The 19931-nt window shown below is 54.1% G+C and carries 17 protein-coding genes; 3 read left to right on the top strand and 14 right to left on the bottom strand.

The genetic code is table 11. The annotated features are described in order from the left end of the window. Window positions 1-47: 47 nt before the first annotated feature. The 14 genes from murG to leuO form a co-directional block, all read right to left on the bottom strand. Entirely contained in the window at window positions 48-1112 is a 1065-nt protein-coding gene (murG, locus tag ECL_RS04285; RefSeq protein WP_013095574.1) for an undecaprenyldiphospho-muramoylpentapeptide beta-N-acetylglucosaminyltransferase, read from the bottom strand. Beyond that, window positions 1109-2353: a cell division protein FtsW gene (gene ftsW / locus ECL_RS04280; RefSeq protein WP_013095573.1), complete on the bottom strand. Its 1245-nt coding sequence runs from the start codon at window positions 2351-2353 to the stop codon at window positions 1109-1111. Before ftsW ends, murG begins: the two co-directional genes overlap by 4 nt. Then, window positions 2353-3669, bottom strand: a complete 1317-nt coding sequence (gene murD / locus ECL_RS04275; protein ID WP_013095572.1) for a UDP-N-acetylmuramoyl-L-alanine--D-glutamate ligase — start codon at window positions 3667-3669, stop codon at window positions 2353-2355. Before murD ends, ftsW begins: the two co-directional genes overlap by 1 nt. Window positions 3670-3671: 2 nt before the next feature. After that, a complete protein-coding gene (gene mraY, locus ECL_RS04270) occupies window positions 3672-4754 on the bottom strand; it encodes a phospho-N-acetylmuramoyl-pentapeptide-transferase (protein ID WP_008501985.1) in 1083 nt (360 codons plus the stop codon). Further along, window positions 4748-6106: a UDP-N-acetylmuramoyl-tripeptide--D-alanyl-D-alanine ligase gene (murF, locus tag ECL_RS04265; protein ID WP_013095571.1), complete on the bottom strand. Its 1359-nt coding sequence runs from the start codon at window positions 6104-6106 to the stop codon at window positions 4748-4750. The genes mraY and murF overlap by 7 nt, the downstream gene beginning before the upstream one ends. Beyond that, on the bottom strand, window positions 6103-7590 hold the full coding sequence (gene murE / locus ECL_RS04260) for a UDP-N-acetylmuramoyl-L-alanyl-D-glutamate--2,6-diaminopimelate ligase (RefSeq protein ID WP_013095570.1): 1488 nt from the start codon (window positions 7588-7590) through the stop codon (window positions 6103-6105). The genes murF and murE overlap by 4 nt, the downstream gene beginning before the upstream one ends. Next, window positions 7577-9343: a peptidoglycan glycosyltransferase FtsI gene (locus ECL_RS04255; protein WP_013095569.1), complete on the bottom strand. Its 1767-nt coding sequence runs from the start codon at window positions 9341-9343 to the stop codon at window positions 7577-7579. Before ECL_RS04255 ends, murE begins: the two co-directional genes overlap by 14 nt. Window positions 9344-9358: 15 nt before the next feature. After that, window positions 9359-9724 (bottom strand): cell division protein FtsL, encoded by a 366-nt coding sequence (gene ftsL / locus ECL_RS04250; RefSeq protein ID WP_008501989.1) that lies wholly within the window; start codon window positions 9722-9724, stop codon window positions 9359-9361. Continuing rightward, window positions 9721-10662 carry a 16S rRNA (cytosine(1402)-N(4))-methyltransferase RsmH gene (gene rsmH, locus ECL_RS04245; protein ID WP_013095568.1) on the bottom strand — a complete coding sequence of 314 codons (942 nt, stop codon included), beginning with the start codon at window positions 10660-10662 and terminating at the stop codon, window positions 9721-9723. Before rsmH ends, ftsL begins: the two co-directional genes overlap by 4 nt. Window positions 10663-10664: 2 nt before the next feature. Next, window positions 10665-11123 (bottom strand): division/cell wall cluster transcriptional repressor MraZ, encoded by a 459-nt coding sequence (gene mraZ, locus ECL_RS04240; protein WP_013095567.1) that lies wholly within the window; start codon window positions 11121-11123, stop codon window positions 10665-10667. A 604-nt stretch (window positions 11124-11727) separates the two neighbouring features. Further along, entirely contained in the window at window positions 11728-12732 is a 1005-nt protein-coding gene (gene cra / locus ECL_RS04235; protein WP_013095565.1) for a catabolite repressor/activator, read from the bottom strand. A gap of 179 nt (window positions 12733-12911) precedes the next feature. Further along, entirely contained in the window at window positions 12912-13403 is a 492-nt protein-coding gene (gene ilvN, locus ECL_RS04230) for an acetolactate synthase small subunit (protein WP_008501994.1), read from the bottom strand. Window position 13404: 1 nt separating this feature from the next. Further along, window positions 13405-15129: an acetolactate synthase 3 large subunit gene (ilvI, locus tag ECL_RS04225; RefSeq protein WP_013095564.1), complete on the bottom strand. Its 1725-nt coding sequence runs from the start codon at window positions 15127-15129 to the stop codon at window positions 13405-13407. A 379-nt stretch (window positions 15130-15508) separates the two neighbouring features. Continuing rightward, window positions 15509-16453, bottom strand: a complete 945-nt coding sequence (gene leuO / locus ECL_RS04220; protein ID WP_013095563.1) for a transcriptional regulator LeuO — start codon at window positions 16451-16453, stop codon at window positions 15509-15511. A gap of 636 nt (window positions 16454-17089) precedes the next feature. Between leuO and leuL the strand changes: the two genes are divergently transcribed. The 3 genes from leuL to leuB all read left to right on the top strand — a co-directional run bounded on the left by leuL (window position 17090) and on the right by leuB (window position 19930). Continuing rightward, on the top strand, window positions 17090-17176 hold the full coding sequence (gene leuL, locus ECL_RS27935; RefSeq protein ID WP_071830037.1) for a leu operon leader peptide: 87 nt from the start codon (window positions 17090-17092) through the stop codon (window positions 17174-17176). Window positions 17177-17267: 91 nt separating this feature from the next. Next, entirely contained in the window at window positions 17268-18839 is a 1572-nt protein-coding gene (gene leuA / locus ECL_RS04210; RefSeq protein WP_013095562.1) for a 2-isopropylmalate synthase, read from the top strand. Beyond that, window positions 18839-19930 (top strand): 3-isopropylmalate dehydrogenase, encoded by a 1092-nt coding sequence (gene leuB, locus ECL_RS04205; RefSeq protein ID WP_013095561.1) that lies wholly within the window; start codon window positions 18839-18841, stop codon window positions 19928-19930. Before leuA ends, leuB begins: the two co-directional genes overlap by 1 nt. The last annotated feature ends 1 nt before the right edge of the window (window position 19931 follow it).

The following is a 19931-nucleotide window of genomic DNA, read 5'->3' as shown; positions in this document are numbered from 1 at the left end:
CATCGACTACTTAAAAAAATCGTGCAGCGCAACACGCGCTGCGAGGGTTAAGCCTGGGCTGCCAGGCTCACTTCTTTTGCCACCCGTTCCGTTGCATCAGGAATGGCCGCCGCACGTGCGCGTTGCGCCATCTCCATTAATGTTTCCCGGTTCCAGCCCGCCAGGGTGGTGGCGACCGCATCGGCGGTAAATTGTGGCTGCTCGAATATTTTCGCGGCACCGGCTTTTTCAAGCGGCAGCGCATTCCAGTACTGCTGACGATCTTTGTGCTGGAACGGCACAAACAGAGCCGGTAAACCCGCGGCGGCAATTTCACTCACCGTTAATGCACCGGAGCGACACACCACGACATCGGCCCAGGCGTACGCTGCCGCCATATCGTCGATAAATTCCGTCACTTTGTGCTGCGGCTGACCTTCTGCCGCATAAGCCTGCTCAACGGTCTGCTGAGCGCCTTTTCCGCTTTGATGCCAGATGGTCACGGCATCACCCAGCTTTGCGGCAACCTGCGGCATCGTCTGGTTCAGGATGCGTGCGCCCTGCGATCCGCCGACGACCAGCACGCGAACAGGGCCTTCACGGCCAGCCATGCGGGTATCCGGCAACGGCAGCGCCAGCACATCCACACGCACCGGGTTCCCGACGACGTCCGCTTTCGGGAACGCACCAGGAAATGCCTGCATCACTTTGGTGGCGATTTTCGCCAGCCACTTATTGGTCAGTCCGGCAATACCATTCTGCTCATGCAGTACAACGGGAATGCCCAACGACCACGCGGCAAGTCCACCCGGACCGGAAACATAACCGCCCATGCCCAGCACCACATCCGGCTGAAAGCGCTTCATGATGCTGCGTGCCTGACGCCATGCGTTGAAAATGCGTACCGGCGCCAGAAGCTGGGCCTTAATGCCTTTGCCACGAAGGCCAGAAATACGAATAAAGTCGATCTCAATACCGTGCTTCGGTACCAGGTCGGCCTCCATGCGGTCTGCGGTTCCCAGCCAGCGTACCTGCCAGCCCTGATCCATTAAATGGTGCGCAACCGCCAGCCCCGGGAACACATGTCCACCGGTACCGCCTGCCATCACCATTAACCGCTTCGGTTGATTCATCGTGAACCTCGTGTAAACGCCTGGGCTTTTTCCAGACGCGTTTCATAATCTATACGTAACAACATCATGATGGCCGTCGACATGATCAACAGACTGGAACCACCATAACTGATCAACGGCAACGTCAGGCCCTTGGTCGGCAGCATACCCGCTGCGGCCCCGACGTTAACCAATGCCTGGAAGCTAAACCAGATACCAATTGAACAGGCTAAGAAACCTGAGAAGCGGTGATCGATCTCCAGCGCTTTCCGCCCAATCGACATGGCGCGGAAAGCGACGAAGAATACCATTAATAGCGCTAATACCACACCGATATAACCCAGTTCTTCCGCAATAATGGAGAAGATGAAGTCAGTATGCGCTTCGGGTAAATACTCCAGTTTCTGAACAGAGTTGCCCAGGCCTTGTCCCCAGACTTCACCGCGGCCAAACGCCATGAGTGACTGCGTCAGCTGATAGCCACTGCCAAACGGGTCTTCCCACGGGTTCCAGAACGAGGTCACGCGGCGGATACGGTATGGTTCAGCAAGGATCAACAGGACAACCGCTGAAATACCCATCCCGATAATGGCGATGAACTGCCACAGTTTCGCCCCCGCCAGGAACAGCATCGCCAGCGTTGTCACAAACAGAACCACCACGGTACCGAGGTCAGGCTGCGCCAGCAGTAAGACCGCCAGCACCAGAATCACGCCCATCGGTTTCAGGAAGCCGCGAAGGTTGTTACGCACTTCATCTACTTTGCGCACCAGGTAGTTCGCCAGGTAGCAGAACAGGGACAATTTGGTAAATTCTGCAGGCTGAATACGCAGCGGACCAAAGGCGATCCAGCGCGATGCCCCGTTTACGGAACTCCCCACCACCAGCACGATCAGCAGCATGATGATCGAGGCAATCAGCATCGCGGTACTGTGTCTCTGCCAGAACGCCATTGGCAGACGTAAGGTTATCAGCGCAAGACAGAACGCCAGGATGATGTACAGACCATCACGCTTGGCAAACAGGAAAGGATCGTTCGCCAGTCGCTGCCCGACGGGCATTGATGCTGACGTCACCATAATAAAGCCGACCGCCGCCAGCCCCAGGGTGAGCCAGAAGAGCGTGCGATCGTACATGATCAGGCTGTCGTTATCTTTCTGACGAGAGCCCATCACCCAGCCTTTCAGTGCCGCAAACAACCACACCAGGACACCAAATCCTGGGAAGCGCGGCATTTTCAGGCGAGGGAGAGATAAACGCATCAGCCTAACTCCTTCGCCAGGCGGGTAAAGAGATCACCACGCTGTTCGAAATTCTTGAATTGATCAAGGCTGGCGCATGCCGGAGAGAGCAGCACCATATCGCCCGGCTTCACGCGAGGAGCAATCAGGCGCATTGCCTGTTCCATGGTTTCGGTCTGCTCGGCGATCTCAGGACGCAGTTCCGCCAGTTCCCTGCCATCACGACCAAAGCAGTAGAGACGGATGTTATCGCCGGAGAGATACTGCTTCAGAGAGGTGAAATCGGCGGATTTACCGTCGCCACCCAGCAGCAGATGCAGAGTACCTTCCACCTGCAAACCATTCAGCGCGGCCTCTGTACTGCCTACGTTGGTGGCTTTGGAATCATTGATCCAGCGTACGCCGTTATGCTCCAGCGCCAGCTGGAAACGGTGCGCCAGACCCGTAAAGGTGGTCAGCGCCTGCAGGCTGGAGGAGCGTGGCAGACCGACGGCATCCGCCAGCGCCAGCGCCGCCAGCGCATTGGTGTAGTTATGCTGACCGGAAAGCTTCATCTCCTTCACGTTCAGCACTTTCTCACCTTTCACCCGCAGCCAGGTTTCACCCAGCTGACGGTTCAGATGATAATCACCCATGGTGATACCAAAGCTGATGCAGCGGTCATCGGCACCGCGTACCGGCATGGTCAGGGCATCATCGGCGTTAACGACGCAGACTTTGGCATTTTCATATATACGCAGTTTGGCTGCGCGATACTGCTGTAGACCAAACGGATACCTGTCCATATGATCTTCGGTCACGTTCAGGATTGTGGCCGCGGCCGCATGCAGGCTGGAGGTGGTTTCCAGCTGGAAGCTGGAGAGTTCCAGTACGTACAGCTCGCAGCCTTTGTCCAGCAGCATCAGTGCCGGCAAACCAATGTTGCCGCCAACGCCGACATTTTTGCCCGCCGCTTTCGCCATCTCACCCACCAGGGTAGTGACGGTGCTTTTTCCGTTAGAGCCGGTAATGGCGATAACTGGCGCCTGCGCTTCGCGACAGAACAGCTCGATATCACCGACAATCTCAACGCCCGCATCGGCTGCGGCGCTCAGTGAAGGGTGCGCCAGCGCCATACCGGGGCTGGCCACAATCAGATCGGCTGCCTGCAGCCAGTCATCATTCAGACCACCAAGGTGGCGTTCAACCTGTTCCGGCAGTTTGTCCAGACCCGGCGGAGAAACACGCGTATCCATCACCCGCGGCGTCACGCCGCGCGCAAGGAAAAAGTCCACGCAGGACAGGCCAGTAAGGCCCAACCCGATGATAACGACTTTTTTGCCCTGGTAATCTGCCATGATTAACGTACCTTCAGCGTTGCCAGGCCAATCAGCACCAGCATCAGCGAAATAATCCAGAAGCGCACAATGACTCGCGGCTCTGGCCAGCCTTTCAGTTCATAGTGATGGTGAATCGGTGCCATACGGAAGATGCGCTGGCCGCGCAGCTTAAAGGAACCGACCTGCAGGATCACCGACAGGGTCTCAACCACGAATACCCCGCCCATGATCACCAGCAGGAACTCCTGGCGCAGCAGCACGGCAATAATACCCAGCGCGCCGCCCAGAGCCAGTGAACCGACGTCACCCATAAAGACCTGGGCCGGATAGGTGTTGAACCACAGGAAGCCCAGCCCCGCCCCGACAATGGCCGTACAGACGATCACCAGCTCGCCCGCGTGACGCAGATAAGGAATGTGCAGATAGTTGGCAAAGTTCATGTTGCCGGTCGCCCACGCCACCAGCGCGAAACCTGCGGCCACGAAGACCGTTGGCATAATGGCCAGGCCATCCAGACCATCGGTCAGGTTCACCGCGTTACCGGTGCCCACAATCACGAAGTACGCCAGCAGAATGTAGAACAGCCCCAGTTGCGGCATGACGTCTTTAAAGAACGGCACCACCAGCTCGGTAGCGGGAGTATCTTTTCCGGCCAGATACAGCGCGAAGGCCACGCCCAGCGCAATTACCGACATCCAGAAATATTTCCAGCGGGCGATCAGACCTTTCGTGTCTTTACGTACCACTTTGCGGTAATCATCAACAAATCCAATGATTCCGTAGCCCACCAGCACAGTCAGCACACACCAGACGTACGGGTTGGATGGATAGGCCCACAGCAGCACGGAAACCACGATCGCGGTCAGGATCATAATCCCGCCCATGGTTGGCGTACCGCGCTTGCTGAAGTGCGATTCCGGACCATCGTTACGCACAACCTGGCCGAAAGAGAGTTTTTGCAGACGGGCAATCATGCGCGGGCCCATCCACAACGAGATGAACAGCGCAGTCAGCAGGCTGACGATGGCGCGAAACGTCAGATAAGAAAAGACGTTAAAGCCTGAGTAATATTTGACCAAATGTTCGGCCAGCCAAACTAACATGTCCCGTTCTCCTGTAATGCGTGCACTACCTCTTCCATGGCGGCACTACGTGAACCTTTCACTAACACAGTCACAATTTGTTTTTCAGCAATCAACGTCTTCAGACGTTCAATCAGTGCGGCTTTATCGGCAAAATGTTCGCCAACACCGCTGGCATGGCTAATCGCCTGGCTCAGTTTTCCTGCGCTCAGTACGCAATCCAGCCCGGCCGCTTTCGCGGCTTCACCCACCTGGATATGACAGGCTTCGCTCTCATCGCCCAACTCGGCCATATCGCCAACCACCATCACGCGATAGCCTGGCATTTCGGACAACACCTGTACGGCTGCCGTCATCGAACCGACGTTCGCGTTGTAGGAGTCATCCAGCAGCAGTTTGTTTTCTGCAAGCTGGACTGGGAACAGACGTCCCGGTACGGCTTTTAAATTCGCAAGGCCAGTCTTGATCGCGTCATGTGTCGCGCCGACGGCCATCGACAGCGCCGCGGCAGCAAGCGCATTGGCGATGTTATGGCGACCCGGCAGCGGCAGCAGAACCTCAATGCCTCCCGTTGGGGTATTGAGCGTGAATTCCGTACCATGCGAGGTCACATGGATATGGGTCGCGGTAAAATCACTGTCTGCCGCATTAGGCGAGAAGCGCCACGTCTTACGTGAACCGATGATGCTCTGCCAGTTCAACCAGTCGTTATTATCGGCATTCATAATGGCGATACCGTTATCCGGCAGGCCGGTATAGATCTCACCTTTGGCTTTCGCCACGCCTTCAAGTGAACCGAAACCTTCCAGATGCGCGGCGGCCAGGTTGTTCACCAGCGCAGCCTCCGGACGCGTCAGGCTGACCGTCCAGGCAATTTCACCCTGGTGGTTTGCCCCTAATTCAATCACCGCAAAGTCATGCTCTTTGGTGAGGCGAAGCAATGTCATCGGCACGCCGATGTCATTATTTAGATTGCCTGCGGTGTAAAGCGTGTTACCGCACTGACTGAGGATCGCCGCCGTCATCTCTTTTACTGACGTTTTGCCCGAAGACCCCGTCAGAGCAACAACGCGAGCTGGCACCTGCTGACGAACCCATGCTGCCAGCTCACCGAAGGCAAGGCGCGTATCCTTCACCACAATCTGCGGTAAATCGATATCGAGTTTGCGGTTCACTAGCAGCGCACCCGCACCATTCTCTTTCGCCTGTTCAGCAAAATCGTGGGCGTCAAAACGTTCGCCCTTCAGCGCCACAAACAGGCACCCGGCGGTCACTTTGCGGGTATCTGTCGTCACGGCGTCGATGGTCAGATCCTGACCATGTAACGTCCCCTGCAGGAGGGTTGCCGCCTTGCCGAGCGTTAAGCTGATCATGCCACCACTCCCAACAGACGCGCTGCCGTTACACGGTCCGAATAGTCCAGACGACGATTGCCAACAATCTGATAATCTTCATGGCCTTTACCCGCCAGGAGCACGACGTCGTTCTCCTGCGCCTGCATGATGGCGTTGGTCACGGCTTCCGCACGGCCTTCCACCACGCGGGCACGTCCTGCGTCCAGCATACCGGCCAGGATATCGTTGATAATGGCGCGCGGCTCTTCAGTACGCGGGTTGTCATCGGTCACAACCGGAATATCCGCGAACTGTTCGGCGATGGCACCCATCAACGGACGCTTGCCCTTGTCACGATCGCCCCCACAGCCAAACACACACCAGAGCTTACCGGCGCAGTGCAGACGTGCCGCTTCAAGCGCTTTTTCCAGCGCATCCGGCGTGTGGGCATAATCGACAACAACGGTCGGTTTACCTGGTGCACTGAACACTTCCATACGGCCACAGACGGGCTGCAGACGCTCTGCGGTGTTGAGCAGTTCGGCCATCGGATAGCCCAACGCCAGCAGGGTTGCCAGCGCCAGCAGGAGGTTGCTGACGTTAAACGCCCCCATCAGGCGGCTTTCAATTTCGCCTTCACCCCAGGAAGAGGCAAAGCGAATCGTCGCGCCGCTGTCGTGATAATTAACCTCAACCGCCTTCAGCCAGCGGCCATGGCAGTTCGGATTGATATGGTCTTCCATCGACACCGCAACCGCATCCGGCAGCTTCGCAAGCCAGCGGCGCCCCACTTCGTCATCAGCGTTGATGATGGCCTGTCCATAGTGATGCGTGGAGAAGAGCAGCCATTTCGCGGCCTCGTAATGCTCCATATCACCATGATAATCAAGATGATCGCGACTCAGGTTCGTGAACACGGAGGCGGCAAATTTCAACGCCGCCACACGATGCTGTACCAGACCATGAGAGGAGACTTCCATCGCGGCAAAGGTCGCACCCTGCCCTGCCAGACCGGCAATCACATGTTGTACGTCAACCGCGGAGCCGGTGGTGTTTTCCGTCGGGCTCACTTTACCCAGCAGCCCATTCCCCACGGTGCCCATTACGGCGCCGGTTTCTCCCAGCAGTTGCGCCCATTGCGCCATCAATTGGGTGGTCGTCGTTTTACCGTTAGTGCCCGTCACGCCCACCAGACGCAGCTGGTCTGAAGGCTCGTTATAAAAACGTCCCGCCAGTGCGGAGAGTCGCTCATTCAACTGGCTAAGGTAGATAACCGGCACACCGTGCATTTCACGGATTTCACCGTCGGTTGCCTCATCTTTAGCCTCAGCAATAATGGCAGCTACACCTTGCGCAATCGCCTGCGGGATATATCGACGCCCGTCCGCCTGATGACCAACTACAGCCACAAAAAGATCGCCGGAAGCAGCCACACGGCTGTCCAGTACCATCTCCCGTAGCGCTCGCTCAGGTGCGTTTGGCACCCACGGAGCGAGAAGGTCGCGCAAATTACGATCTGCCACCTGTACCCTCGCCTTGATTAATTACAAATTCACTTTTTTCGCCCGTTGCCAGCGCGTCCGGTTCAACGTTCATGGTGCGTAATACGCCGCCCATGATGGCGCCGAACACAGGCGCTGAAACGGCGCCGCCGTAGTATTTACCCGCCTGTGGATCGTTAATGACGACCACCAGCGCAAAACGCGGATTGCTTGCAGGCGCAACGCCTGCGGTATAGGCAATGTATTTGTTGATGTAGCGGCCGTCTGGCCCCACTTTTTTCGCCGTACCGGTTTTAATGGCGATGCGATAGCCTTTGATCGCCGCCTTCACGCCGCCACCGCCAGGTAGCGCCACGCTTTCCATCATATGCACAACGGTACGAACGATAGATTCCGGGAAGATACGCTCGCCCGGAACCGGTGGATCAACTTTGGTAATCGACAGTGGGCGATAGACGCCATAGCTGCCAATCGTTGCGTAGACTCGCGCTAACTGTAACGGGGTTACCATTAGCCCGTAGCCGAAAGAGAAGGTGGCCCTCTCTATGTCAGACCACCGTTGTTTTTGAGGATATAAGCCACTGCGTTCTCCGACCAACCCCAAATTGGTCGCCTTTCCTAGCCCAAAACGTGAGTAAGTCTCTACTAACGCTGAGGACGGCATCGCTAACGCCAGTTTTGAAACACCGACGTTACTCGACTTCTGTAATACCCCGGTCAGGGTCAATTCGCTGTAGCGCGCCACGTCTTTAATCTCGTGGCCGTTGATTCGGTAAGGGATCGTATTCAGAACCGTGTTCTCATTGACGATGCCGCGTTGCAGCGCCGTCATCACCACCATCGGCTTCACCGTGGAGCCAGGTTCGAACACGTCGGTAATGGCCCGGTTACGCATTGCATCTTTTGCGGTACCGGTAAAGTTGTTCGGGTTGTAGGACGGGCTGTTGGCCATCGCCAGCACTTCGCCAGTGCTGACATCCACCAGCACGGCGCTGCCCGACTCCGCCTTGTTGAAGGCCACGGCATTGTTCAGCTCGCGATACACCAGCGCCTGCAGGCGTTCATCAATGCTCAACGCAAGGTTATGCGCGGCCTGGCTGTCTGTGGAAGAGATATCTTCAATCACGCGACCATAGCGGTCTTTACGCACGATTCGCTCACCCGGCTGACCGGTAAGCCACTTATCGAAGCTTTTTTCAACCCCTTCAATCCCCTGGCTGTCGACGTTGGTAAAGCCAATGAGGTGAGCGGTTACTTCGCCGGAAGGATAGTAACGGCGAGACTCTTCGTGCAGATGGATACCCGGGAGCTTCAGTTTTCTGATGTAATCGGCCATGTCAGGGTTAACCTGACGCGCCAGATAGATAAAGCGCCCTTTCGGGTTGGCGTTAACGCGAGAGGCAAGCTGATCCAGCGGCATTTTCAGGGCGTCAGACAGCGCTTTCCAGCGGTTGTCGAGCGTGATACCACCGGCATCGTGCAGCTCTTTCGGATCGGCCCAGATCGCCTTCACCGGTACGCTCACCGCCAGCGGACGACCGGAACGATCAGTGATCATCCCGCGAGATGTGGAGACTTCCTGTACGCGCAGAGAGCGCATATCGCCCTGGCGCACCAGCATGTCAGGCGCGATGATTTGTAGCCACGCCACGCGTCCCAGCAGGAAGCCCAGCGCGAGTAAAATGCAGCCGCAAAGCAACGCAAAACGCCAACTGATAAAGTTGGCCTGTTCTTCCTGACGTTTTGGTTTTAGCGTTTTTGCCGCTGCTCTCATGCGTCGCGTTTTCCCTTATTTTTGTACTACGATATTTTCCTGGGAAGGATCAACATGCTGCAATTGCAGCTTTTCTGTTGCGATCCGCTCGACCCGGCTGTGATCGCCGAGGGCGTTTTCTTCAAGGATCAGATTTCGCCATTCAATATCCAGCGCATCGCGTTCCAGTACCATCTGCTCGCGTTGCGCAGTCAATAAACGTGTGTGGTGGGCTGTCGTCACCACCGTTACTGCCGTCACAATGATGCAAATGAACAAGCAGAGTGGCAGCTTCCCAAACCGCAAAAGATCGTCGCCGATCACGCCAGGCAAGGCATGGCGCTCGTTGCTTCCTAACGAATCCTTAACTTTGCTTAGGGTCTCTGTCACTCTGCCGATCATGCGTTCGTCCTCTCTGCAATACGCAGCACTGAACTACGGGCGCGTGGATTCTCTGCCACCTCTTCTTCGCCCGGCATCAACTTGCCTAATGCTCGCAACTGACGGCCACCCAACTTCCTGAGTTGTTCTTCCGTCATCGGCAGCCCTGCTGGCACCTGTGGACCGCGGCTTTGTTCACGCATAAAGCGTTTCACAATACGGTCCTCCAGCGAATGGAAGCTGATGATGGACAACCGCCCTCCCGGGGCCAGCACGTCGAGCGAGCTTTTTAGCGCCAGCTCTATTTCCTCCAGTTCACTGTTTACCCAGATGCGAACCGCCTGGAAGGTACGGGTCGCGGGATGTTTGTGTTTATCCTTCACCGGTGTTGCCGCCGCAATCACCTCGGCCAGCTCTTTCGTGCGGGTCATTGGCTCAATACGATTGCGCTCAACAATGGCGCGCGCGATACGCTTGCCAAAACGTTCTTCGCCAAAGGTTTTGATCACCCAGGCGATATCGGCTTCATCTGCGGTCTGTAACCACTCGGCGGCAGACTGACCGCGCGTGGGATCCATGCGCATGTCCAGCGGGCCGTCGCGCATAAAGGAGAAACCGCGTTCAGCATCATCAAGTTGGGGTGAAGAGACGCCAAGATCGAGAAGAATCCCGTCGATCTTGCCCGTCAGGCCGCGCTCAGCAACGTAATCCGCCAGCGCAGAGAAAGGTCCATGCACGATGGAAAAGCGTGGGTCATCGATGGTTTGCGCAACAGCAATCGCCTGCGGATCGCGATCAATTGCCAGCAGACGTCCTTCCGCTCCAAGCTGGGAGAGGATCAAACGCGAGTGGCCACCGCGACCAAAAGTGCCATCAATGTAGATGCCGTCCGGACGAATATTCAGGCCGTTGACGGCCTCATCCAGCAACACCGTTGTATGTTTATAATTTTCCATCATATTTATAGAGACAAGTCCTGCAGCCGTTCCGACAAGGTAGCGGAATTAGACTGCTCAGCGTCGATATCTTCCTTGACCTGTTGATACCAGGTCGTTTCGTCCCACAGTTCAAACTTGTTGAACTGACCGACCAGCATCACTTCTTTGGTCAGACCGGCATGCTGCCGCAGCACGGGCGCAATCAGTAATCGCCCTGCACTATCCATCTGACACTCACTGGCATGCCCCAATAACAACCGCTGCACGCGGCGTTCCTGTGGGTTCATGCTCGACAGTCGCGACAGCTTTTGCTCAATAATTTCCCATTCAGGTAAAGGATAAAGCAGCAGGCAGGGGGAGTTAATGTCAATGGTGCAAACCAGTTGACCCGAAGCGTTCTCGATCAGCTGGTCGCGGTATCGGGTTGGTACCGATAAACGCCCCTTACTGTCGAGATTGACTAACGTTGCTCCACGGAACATGCCAGTCTCACCCCTCCTCACCACTTTAACCCACAAATTCCCACCTGAAGGAGTTTACGGAGCGAGGGAAAAGCTTGTCAAGCCAGGACTCTCTCTATACGAACCCGAAAGGGCTCTATTTACAGAGATAAACAGTCCTGGTGAATAACTGCACAACTGGCGAGGCAAAATTAACGTTATGAATATTTGTAAGAAAAAAACCGAATATGCACACTAGCGTTAAGGCTCACTCAATATCATCGCATCGAAATATAAAGTGTCAGTTTGCGACGCGGGCAGCATTTTAAGACATATTCACAGGGGATAACAGCGCCACATTCACCACAATGCGCAATGAACGAACCGGCTGGCAGGCAAGCACGCTGGAGCAGGGGAAAAACGTCTGAATATTCATCGACCGGGCAGCTTTGTAACAAAACAATACAAAGACAGGCTTTATAAATCGTATAAATGTTCTTTCAAAGGCATTTTAAAACGCCTGAAAGAATAAAAAAAATAGCAGGTTCTGATTCCTAAGGAATCGTCCTAATTTTTCTCCGGGAATTATTTGACAGAATTATCCAGAAAAAAGAGGGGACAGTTTTCGCTGCCCCGTCTCATTTTATTAATGGCGGCTTAAAATTCCGCGACGGTAGAGATTACGTTTGATGCGCGTCAGCCCCGGCTTCGGTTTACGTGGTTCATCAAGGCTCGCGAGAACGATCTCCAGCACGCGCTCCGCCACATCACGATGGCGCTGCGCGACGGCCAGGACCGGACATTGCAGGAAGTCGAGCAGTTCGTTATCACCGAAGGTGGCGATAGCGAGATCGGAAGGCAGCTTACCATCCCGACGCAAAGTGACATCCATCACCCCCTGCAGCAACGCAAATGAAGTGGTGAACAGCGCCTGAGGCATCGGGTGCGTCTCCAGCCATTTCTCGAACAACTGCGCAGCGGCTTCGCGTTCATAACTGTTGGCATAAAGGTAGTGAACCTCGCGCGGGTCGTCTTTCCACGCCGTTCTGAAGCCTTGCTCACGCAGGAAACTCACAGAGAGCTCAGGCAACGCCCCAAGATAGAGCACGGTTTCAGCCGGGAAGGTTCTCAGCTCCGCGGCCAGCATTTCCGCGTCATCCTGATCGGCACCGACGACACTGGTAAAATGCTCTCTGTCCAGGGCGCGATCCAGTGCAACGATTGGGAACGGATCGTTCGCCCAGCGTTGATAGAAGGGATGCTCGGGTGGCAAGGAGGTCGAAACGATGATCGCATCAACCTGACGCTGGAGCAGATGCTCAATACAGCGCATTTCGTTATCAGGCTGATCTTCAGAGCAGGCAATCAGGAGCTGATAGCCACGCTGGCGAGCCTGACGTTCAAGATAGTTAGCGATGCGGGTGTAGCTGGTGTTTTCCAGATCGGGGATCACCAGACCAATCGATCGGGTGCGCCCGGCACGTAAGCCCGCTGCGACAGCATTCGGGTGGTAGTTGTGCTCACGAACCACCGCCATGACTTTCTCAACGGTTTTGTCGCTGACACGGTACTGCTTTGCTTTACCGTTAATCACATAGCTGGCCGTAGTTCGTGACACGCCGGCTAGCCGGGCGATTTCATCCAGTTTCACAATTGCCCCTTAAAAAAAGAAAAGAGTCCATGGCCCTGTCAAGGTTATGGTTGAATCTTTTAACATCTAAACGCAGAATAGCTTTCGCGGCAACCGCTTTTATCTGTGTTATCGGCGTATTACGCAAAAAAAAGCCCGGCTTTGGTGACCGGGCTGAAAGAGGCGAACCTTATTACCTGCTAACGCATGATTTTCTCGCCGCGCGAAAGACCGACAACGCCCGACCGCGCAACTTCAACAATTTTTGCCACATCCCTTACAGACGCCAGGAATGCATCCAGCTTGTCACTCGTTCCCACCAGTTGAACCGTATATAAAGAAGGGGTAACGTCAATAATCTGCCCACGGAAGATATCCGCGTTGCGTTTAACCTCTTCACGGCCGTAACCACTGGCCTGAATTTTCACCAGCATAACTTCACGTTCTACATAGGCCCCCTGCCCCAGTTCGCTCACGCGCAGAACATCGACAAGTTTGTGTAACTGTTTCTCGATCTGCTCAAGCACCTTGGCGTCGCCGACGGTCTGAATCGTCATGCGCGACAGCGTAGGATCCTCGGTAGGGGCAACGGTCAGGCTCTCAATGTTGTAGCCGCGTTGTGCAAAGAGTCCAATAACGCGTGACAGTGCGCCAGACTCGTTTTCCAGTAATACAGATAATATCCGGCGCATATCAGGTTCTCTCCGTTTTACTTAACCACATTTCGTCCATACCACCACCGCGAATATGCATCGGATAAACGTGCTCTGTACCATCAACAATGACATCCATGAAAACAAGGCGGTTATTTTTGACGTGTTCAAGCGCTTCAGCAAGTTTCGCTTCCAGCTCTGCCGGCTCGGTCACCCGCATCCCGACATGACCATAGGCTTCGGCCAGACGAACAAAATCCGGCAGCGATTTCATGTAGGAGTGAGAATGGCGGCCAGAGTAGATCATATCCTGCCACTGCTTCACCATACCGAGATAACCGTTATTCAGGTTCAGAACCAGGACCGGCAGTTCATATTGCAACGCGGTGGAGAGTTCCTGGATATTCATCTGAATGCTGCCGTCTCCCGTCACGCAAACGACGGTTTCATTCGGCAGCGCAAGCTTCACCCCCAGTGCGGCAGGTAACCCAAAGCCCATTGTCCCCAGACCACCAGAGTTGATCCAGTGACGTGGTTTATCAAACGGATAATAAAGCGCGGCAAACATCTGATGCTGACCTACATCAGAGGTGACATAGGCTTCACCTTTCGTCAGACGCCAGAGGGTTTCGATCACCGCCTGCGGCTTAATGTTTTCGCTTTGGGTATCGTATTTCAGACACTGACGTGCTCGCCACTGCTCGATCTGTTGCCACCAGTCGCGGATCTCATCCAACGGTTGTGAAGGGGTTTCCTGCGATAGCAGATCCAGCATTTGCTCCAGAACCTGTCGCGCATCCCCAACGATCGGCACATCCGCCGGCACCGTTTTCGAAATAGACGTAGGATCGATATCAATATGCAGCACGGTGGCGTTCGGGCAGTACTTCGCCAGATTGTTGGTCGTGCGATCGTCAAAGCGCACGCCAACGGCAAAGATCACATCCGAATGATGCATCGTCATGTTAGCTTCATAGGTACCGTGCATCCCCAACATACCCAGAGCCTGGCGGTGCGTTGCCGGGAAGGCGCCCAGTCCCATCAGTGACGAGGCGACAGGAAGATTCAATTTTTCGATCAGCTCACGCAGTTGCGCTTCACAGGCTGAGTTAACCGCGCCACCTCCGACATAGACCACCGGCTTTTTCGCAGCCAGAAGCGTGTGTAATGCACGTTTGATCTGGCCTTTGTGGCCCTGTGTCGTTGGGTTGTAGGAGCGCATGCTTACCGTTTCCGGCCAGACATACGGCAGCTTGTTTGCCGGGTTAAGAATATCTTTAGGCAGATCGACCACCACAGGACCAGGCCGCCCACTGGCTGCCAGCCAGAAGGCTTTTTTCAGTACGCCGGGAATGTCTTCAGTTTGCTTCACCAGGAAACTGTGCTTCACAACGGGGCGTGAAATGCCCACCATGTCGCACTCCTGAAATGCATCGTAGCCAATCAGTGACGTTGCGACCTGCCCGGATAGAATGACCAGCGGGATGGAGTCCATATAGGCTGTCGCAATACCGGTAATGGCATTCGTCGCGCCGGGGCCGGAGGTGACCAATACCACGCCCACTTCACCCGTCGCACGCGCCAGCCCGTCAGCCATGTGCACCGCCGCCTGCTCGTGGCGCACCAAAACATGGTCAATGCCGCCTACCGTATGAAGCGCATCATAAATATCCAGAACTGCGCCTCCAGGGTAGCCGAACACCTGCTTAACGCCCTGATCGATTAACGATCGGACGACCATTTCCGCGCCAGACAACATCTCCATGCTTTGCCTCCAGGCATTTTGTTATAGACGGACTGCAGAATTCATTTCCACACCGTCTTACGATCGTGATGAACCAATCTTATATATTGCAGAGTGATCGTTACCTTAACCGCTCGTTTTGAGGCAGGCAATTAGCAAACAGGACGCGGCAAACGGGGTCAGAAGCACAAAAAGCAGCGTTACAGGGAGGATATGGTTAATTCCACTGTGATTCGTTCGTGAGGTGATAAATCATCGCTGAAAAGCGCAACCTTTCAGGAAATCATCTATTTTTGCGAGGCTGGCAGCAGCCAGAAAAAATAACAACAGCACAAAATACCGCAAATGAAAATATATGCAGGATAAACCACACGCGCCGATGTGATTTATCCTGACGCACTTATCGGCGGCAAATGCTAATAAGCAATTCTTCCATCCACTGATGGCCTTTATCCCGGCCTGCGGCTTCATGCCAGGAAAGATAACAGGTACGGCTATTGAGCTTGAGCGGCAACGGCAGAATTTGCAGATTTAAGGGTTCCGAAAACTCCTCCGCCAGCCAACGCGGGGCAATAGCGACCAGATGGGTCTGGGAAACCACATTTAAGACGCTGACCATGGCCATTCCCTGATAAGCCACGCTCGCCTGTTTATCCGCAGTGTCATACCACGGCAGACTAAATGAGGCGTATCGGTCGAGGGCAACAACAGCATGCTGCTCGTTATAAACATCACTTTCGCGCAGCGGCATATTCATTCGTGGATGTTTTTTGCTGGCGACCAGTACCATTTCATCTTTAAACAGAGGCACACAGGAAAATTCCGGACGACGGAACTCTTCGTATCCCAGAACGAATTCTGTTTCCTGATACCGAAGCTGATGTTCGGTGTTCTGATTAAGAGAAGATTTAAATACCAGTTGAATATTGGGCGCAATTTCTTCCACTTTATTGTAGATCACGGACGTCAAATAATTATCTAACGGGCTACATACACAAAGATGGAAAACACGCTCACTGCTTAAGGGCTCAAAACCCGATCCCGGCAGCTCATTTTGCACCAACTGTAACGCCTGGCGGATAGAGCCAAACAGCTGAAATGCACGCGCCGTGGGTTGAATCCCCCTGCCATAACGAACAAACAATTCGTCATTAAACATCACTTTAAGCCGGGATACCGCATTGCTGACGGCAGGCTGCGACATCCCCAGAGACTGCGCTGCCCGCGTGATATTCTGTTCCTGCATCACCGCGTCAAACACGGTCAACAGATTGAGATCCACGGTGCGTAACTGAGGTTTAACCCCATTATAACCCTGAGGTTGATTAATATTATTTTCTGGCACTCCTGGCTCCACTGTCACGCTAAACTCCCTTTGCCAAATTACAGTAATAATTTCGAAAAATATGATTTACCATGCAGATACAACCAGCGAAAGAGAATTGTTTAAAATTCGGAAAATATAAAGAGCGCATCATCAAAAGGGTGACTTCGCCCAGGTCATTGATGGTGAGATGAAATTCCGCATAAATGATATCAATGACATTATGGTTTGCATGAAACCATAATCAAGACAAATACACAATCGCCCTTCGGTTAATGATAACTTAAGTATTATTAAACTATTCACGTGAGCCATGCCAAACAATTAACAAACTCGCATCATTGCTCACGCTTTATTTACTGCATTTTTATTTGCAGCACTAATAAATCAATGAAATTAAAAACAATTCTTCTCAGGGCTCATCCATTACAGACGTATGTTGAATTGATACTAATTATATTTAAATCGTTCCGGAGATGAATCTCCAGTCCAAAAATAGACTTTTCAAAAGGCATGAAAGATAAAAACCAGCACAATTAGCTAAATAAAATTCTCTGGAACATCGTGCGATCGGGGTCGTTTTTGTTGTCAGGGGTTGACATCAACCCCCATATCCAGTACCACTAAAAGCATATTGAATTTAACGGAGCACGATTCATGATTCGCACCATTCGTTTCACTGGTCTACTACTACTAAACGCATCCTCTGTGCGCGGTAGACTGGCGGGCGAAATTCAGCGTTGAATCGTCACCAGTAAGACTAAAAACCCGCGCCACTGCGCGGGTTTTTTTATGCTCGTAGCAAGGCGCCCTAAGACTGACAAGGACCTAACCCATGAGCCAGCAAGTCATTATTTTTGATACCACTTTACGTGACGGTGAACAGGCATTACAGGCGAGCCTGAGTGTGAAAGAGAAGCTGCAGATTGCGCTGGCTCTCGAACGTATGGGTGTCGACGTGATGGAGGTGGGTTTCCCGGTCTCTTCTCCAGGTGATTTCGAATCGGTACAGACCATCGCCCGTACCATCAAAAACAGCCGCGTCTGTGGCCTGGCACGCTGCGTTGAGAAAGATATCGACGTTGCCGCCGAGTCACTGAAAGTGGCTGAAGCATTCCGTATTCATACTTTTATTGCCACCTCCCCCATGCACATTGCCACCAAGTTGCGCAGCACCCTCGACGAGGTGATTGAGCGCGCGGTCTACATGGTCAAACGCGCGCGCAACTACACGGATGATGTTGAATTCTCATGTGAAGACGCAGGCCGCACGCCAATTGAGGATCTGGCACGCGTGGTGGAAGCCGCCATTAATGCCGGGGCCAAAACCATCAACATCCCGGACACCGTCGGCTACACCATGCCGTTTGAGTTCTCCAACATCATTACTGGCTTGTATGATCGTGTACCAAACATTGATAAGGCAATTATCTCTGTTCATACCCACGACGATTTAGGCCTGGCCGTCGGCAACGCCATCGCCGCTGTTCACGCCGGTGCCCGTCAGGTAGAAGGTGCGATGAACGGTATCGGGGAACGCGCAGGCAACTGTTCCCTGGAAGAAGTGATCATGGCGATCAAAGTGCGCAAAGACATCATGAACGTGCACACCCGCATCAATCACAATGAAATCTGGCGTACCAGCCAGACCGTCAGCCAGATTTGCAACATGCCGATCCCCGCCAACAAGGCGATTGTCGGTACCGGCGCATTCGCGCACTCTTCCGGTATCCACCAGGATGGCGTACTGAAAAACCGCGAAAACTACGAAATCATGACCCCGGAATCGATCGGTCTGAACCAGGTTCAGTTGAATCTGACCTCCCGCTCCGGCCGTGCGGCAGTGAAACATCGTATGGAAGAGATGGGTTACAAGGACAGCGATTACAACATGGATCAGCTGTACGACGCGTTCCTGAAGCTGGCCGACAAAAAAGGTCAGGTGTTCGACTATGACCTGGAAGCACTGGCCTTCATTAATAAGCAGCAGGAAGAGCCAGAGCATTTCCGTCTGGATTACTTCAGCGTGCAGTCCGGCTCCAGCGATATCGCCACGGCATCCATCAAGCTGGCCTGCGGGGATGAGATAAAAGCGGAAGCGGCAAACGGCAATGGTCCTGTCGATGCTATCTACCAGGCGATTAACCGCGTCACCGAATACGACGTGGAGCTGGTCAAATATGACCTGACGGCCAAAGGCCATGGCAAAGATGCACTCGGTCAGGTGGATATCGTGGTCAATTATAACGGCCGTCGCTTCCACGGCGTGGGTCTGGCGACCGATATCGTCGAATCCTCTGCGAAAGCAATGGTTCATGTCCTGAACAATATCTGGCGCGCCGCTGAAGTCGAAAAAGAGTTGCAACGCAAAGCTCAGAATAAAGAGAACAACAAGGAAACCGTGTAATGTCGAAGAATTACCATATTGCTGTGTTGCCGGGTGACGGTATTGGCCCGGAAGTGATGGCACAGGCGCTGAAAGTACTGGAAGCCGTTCGCTCGCGTTTTGCGATGAAAATTACCACCAGCCACTACGACGTGGGCGGTATTGCTATCGATAATCACGGTACGCCGCTGCCAAAAGCAACGGTAGAGGGCTGCGAGAACGCCGATGCCGTCCTGTTTGGTTCCGTGGGTGGCCCGAAATGGGAACACCTGCCACCCGCAGAGCAGCCAGAGCGCGGCGCGTTGCTGCCGCTGCGTAAACATTTCAAGCTGTTCAGTAACCTGCGTCCGGCAAAGCTGTATCAGGGTCTGGAAGAGTTCTGCCCGCTGCGCGCGGATATCGCCGCTAACGGCTTCGACATTCTGTGCGTGCGTGAACTGACCGGCGGGATCTATTTCGGCCAGCCAAAAGGCCGTGAAGGCAGCGGTCAGCATGAAAAAGCGTTCGACACCGAGGTCTATCACCGTTTCGAAATTGAACGTATCGCCCATATCGCTTTTGAGTCAGCACGCAAACGCCGCCATAAAGTCACCTCTATCGACAAAGCGAATGTGCTGCAGTCTTCCATCTTATGGCGTGAGATCGTCAGCGAAGTTGCTAAGCATTATCCTGACGTTGAGCTGTCGCATATGTACATCGACAACGCGACAATGCAGCTGATTAAAGATCCGTCCCAGTTTGACGTGCTGCTGTGCTCCAACCTGTTCGGCGATATCCTCTCGGATGAGTGCGCGATGATCACCGGCTCCATGGGCATGCTGCCGTCAGCGAGCCTGAACGAAGAAGGCTTTGGCCTGTACGAGCCTGCTGGCGGCTCCGCGCCGGATATCGCAGGTAAAAACATTGCTAACCCGATTGCGCAGATCCTCTCCCTGGCTCTGCTGCTGCGCTACAGCCTGGATGCAGGCGATGCGGCAACCGCAATTGAGAACGCCATTAATCGCGCGTTAGAAGAAGGCGTCCGTACCGGTGATTTAGCACGCGGCACGGCGGCAGTCAGTACCGATGAAATGGGCGACATCATTGCCCGCTATGTCGCTGAAGGGGTGTAAT

Source organism: Enterobacter cloacae subsp. cloacae ATCC 13047, from assembly GCF_000025565.1.
Taxonomy (GTDB): domain Bacteria; phylum Pseudomonadota; class Gammaproteobacteria; order Enterobacterales; family Enterobacteriaceae; genus Enterobacter; species Enterobacter cloacae.
This window is presented reverse-complemented; position numbering and strand designations above follow the sequence as displayed.

Bases quoted from the DNA above. Each gene is read 5' to 3' on its own strand.
- ftsW (WP_013095573.1), bottom strand. From the start codon at position 2,353: ATGCGTTTATCTCTCCCTCGCCTGAAAATGCCGCGCTTCCCAGGATTT.
- mraZ (WP_013095567.1), bottom strand. From the start codon at position 11,123: ATGTTCCGTGGAGCAACGTTAGTCAATCTCGACAGTAAGGGGCGTTTA.
- rsmH (WP_013095568.1), bottom strand. From the start codon at position 10,662: ATGATGGAAAATTATAAACATACAACGGTGTTGCTGGATGAGGCCGTC.
- murG (WP_013095574.1), bottom strand. From the start codon at position 1,112: ATGAATCAACCGAAGCGGTTAATGGTGATGGCAGGCGGTACCGGTGGA.
- leuL (WP_071830037.1), top strand. From the start codon at position 17,090: ATGATTCGCACCATTCGTTTCACTGGTCTACTACTACTAAACGCATCC.
- ilvI (WP_013095564.1), bottom strand. From the start codon at position 15,129: ATGGAGATGTTGTCTGGCGCGGAAATGGTCGTCCGATCGTTAATCGAT.
- murF (WP_013095571.1), bottom strand. From the start codon at position 6,106: ATGATCAGCTTAACGCTCGGCAAGGCGGCAACCCTCCTGCAGGGGACG.
- leuB (WP_013095561.1), top strand. From the start codon at position 18,839: ATGTCGAAGAATTACCATATTGCTGTGTTGCCGGGTGACGGTATTGGC.
- ftsL (WP_008501989.1), bottom strand. From the start codon at position 9,724: ATGATCGGCAGAGTGACAGAGACCCTAAGCAAAGTTAAGGATTCGTTA.
- ECL_RS04255 (WP_013095569.1), bottom strand. From the start codon at position 9,343: ATGAGAGCAGCGGCAAAAACGCTAAAACCAAAACGTCAGGAAGAACAG.
- ilvN (WP_008501994.1), bottom strand. From the start codon at position 13,403: ATGCGCCGGATATTATCTGTATTACTGGAAAACGAGTCTGGCGCACTG.
- mraY (WP_008501985.1), bottom strand. From the start codon at position 4,754: ATGTTAGTTTGGCTGGCCGAACATTTGGTCAAATATTACTCAGGCTTT.
- murD (WP_013095572.1), bottom strand. From the start codon at position 3,669: ATGGCAGATTACCAGGGCAAAAAAGTCGTTATCATCGGGTTGGGCCTT.
- leuA (WP_013095562.1), top strand. From the start codon at position 17,268: ATGAGCCAGCAAGTCATTATTTTTGATACCACTTTACGTGACGGTGAA.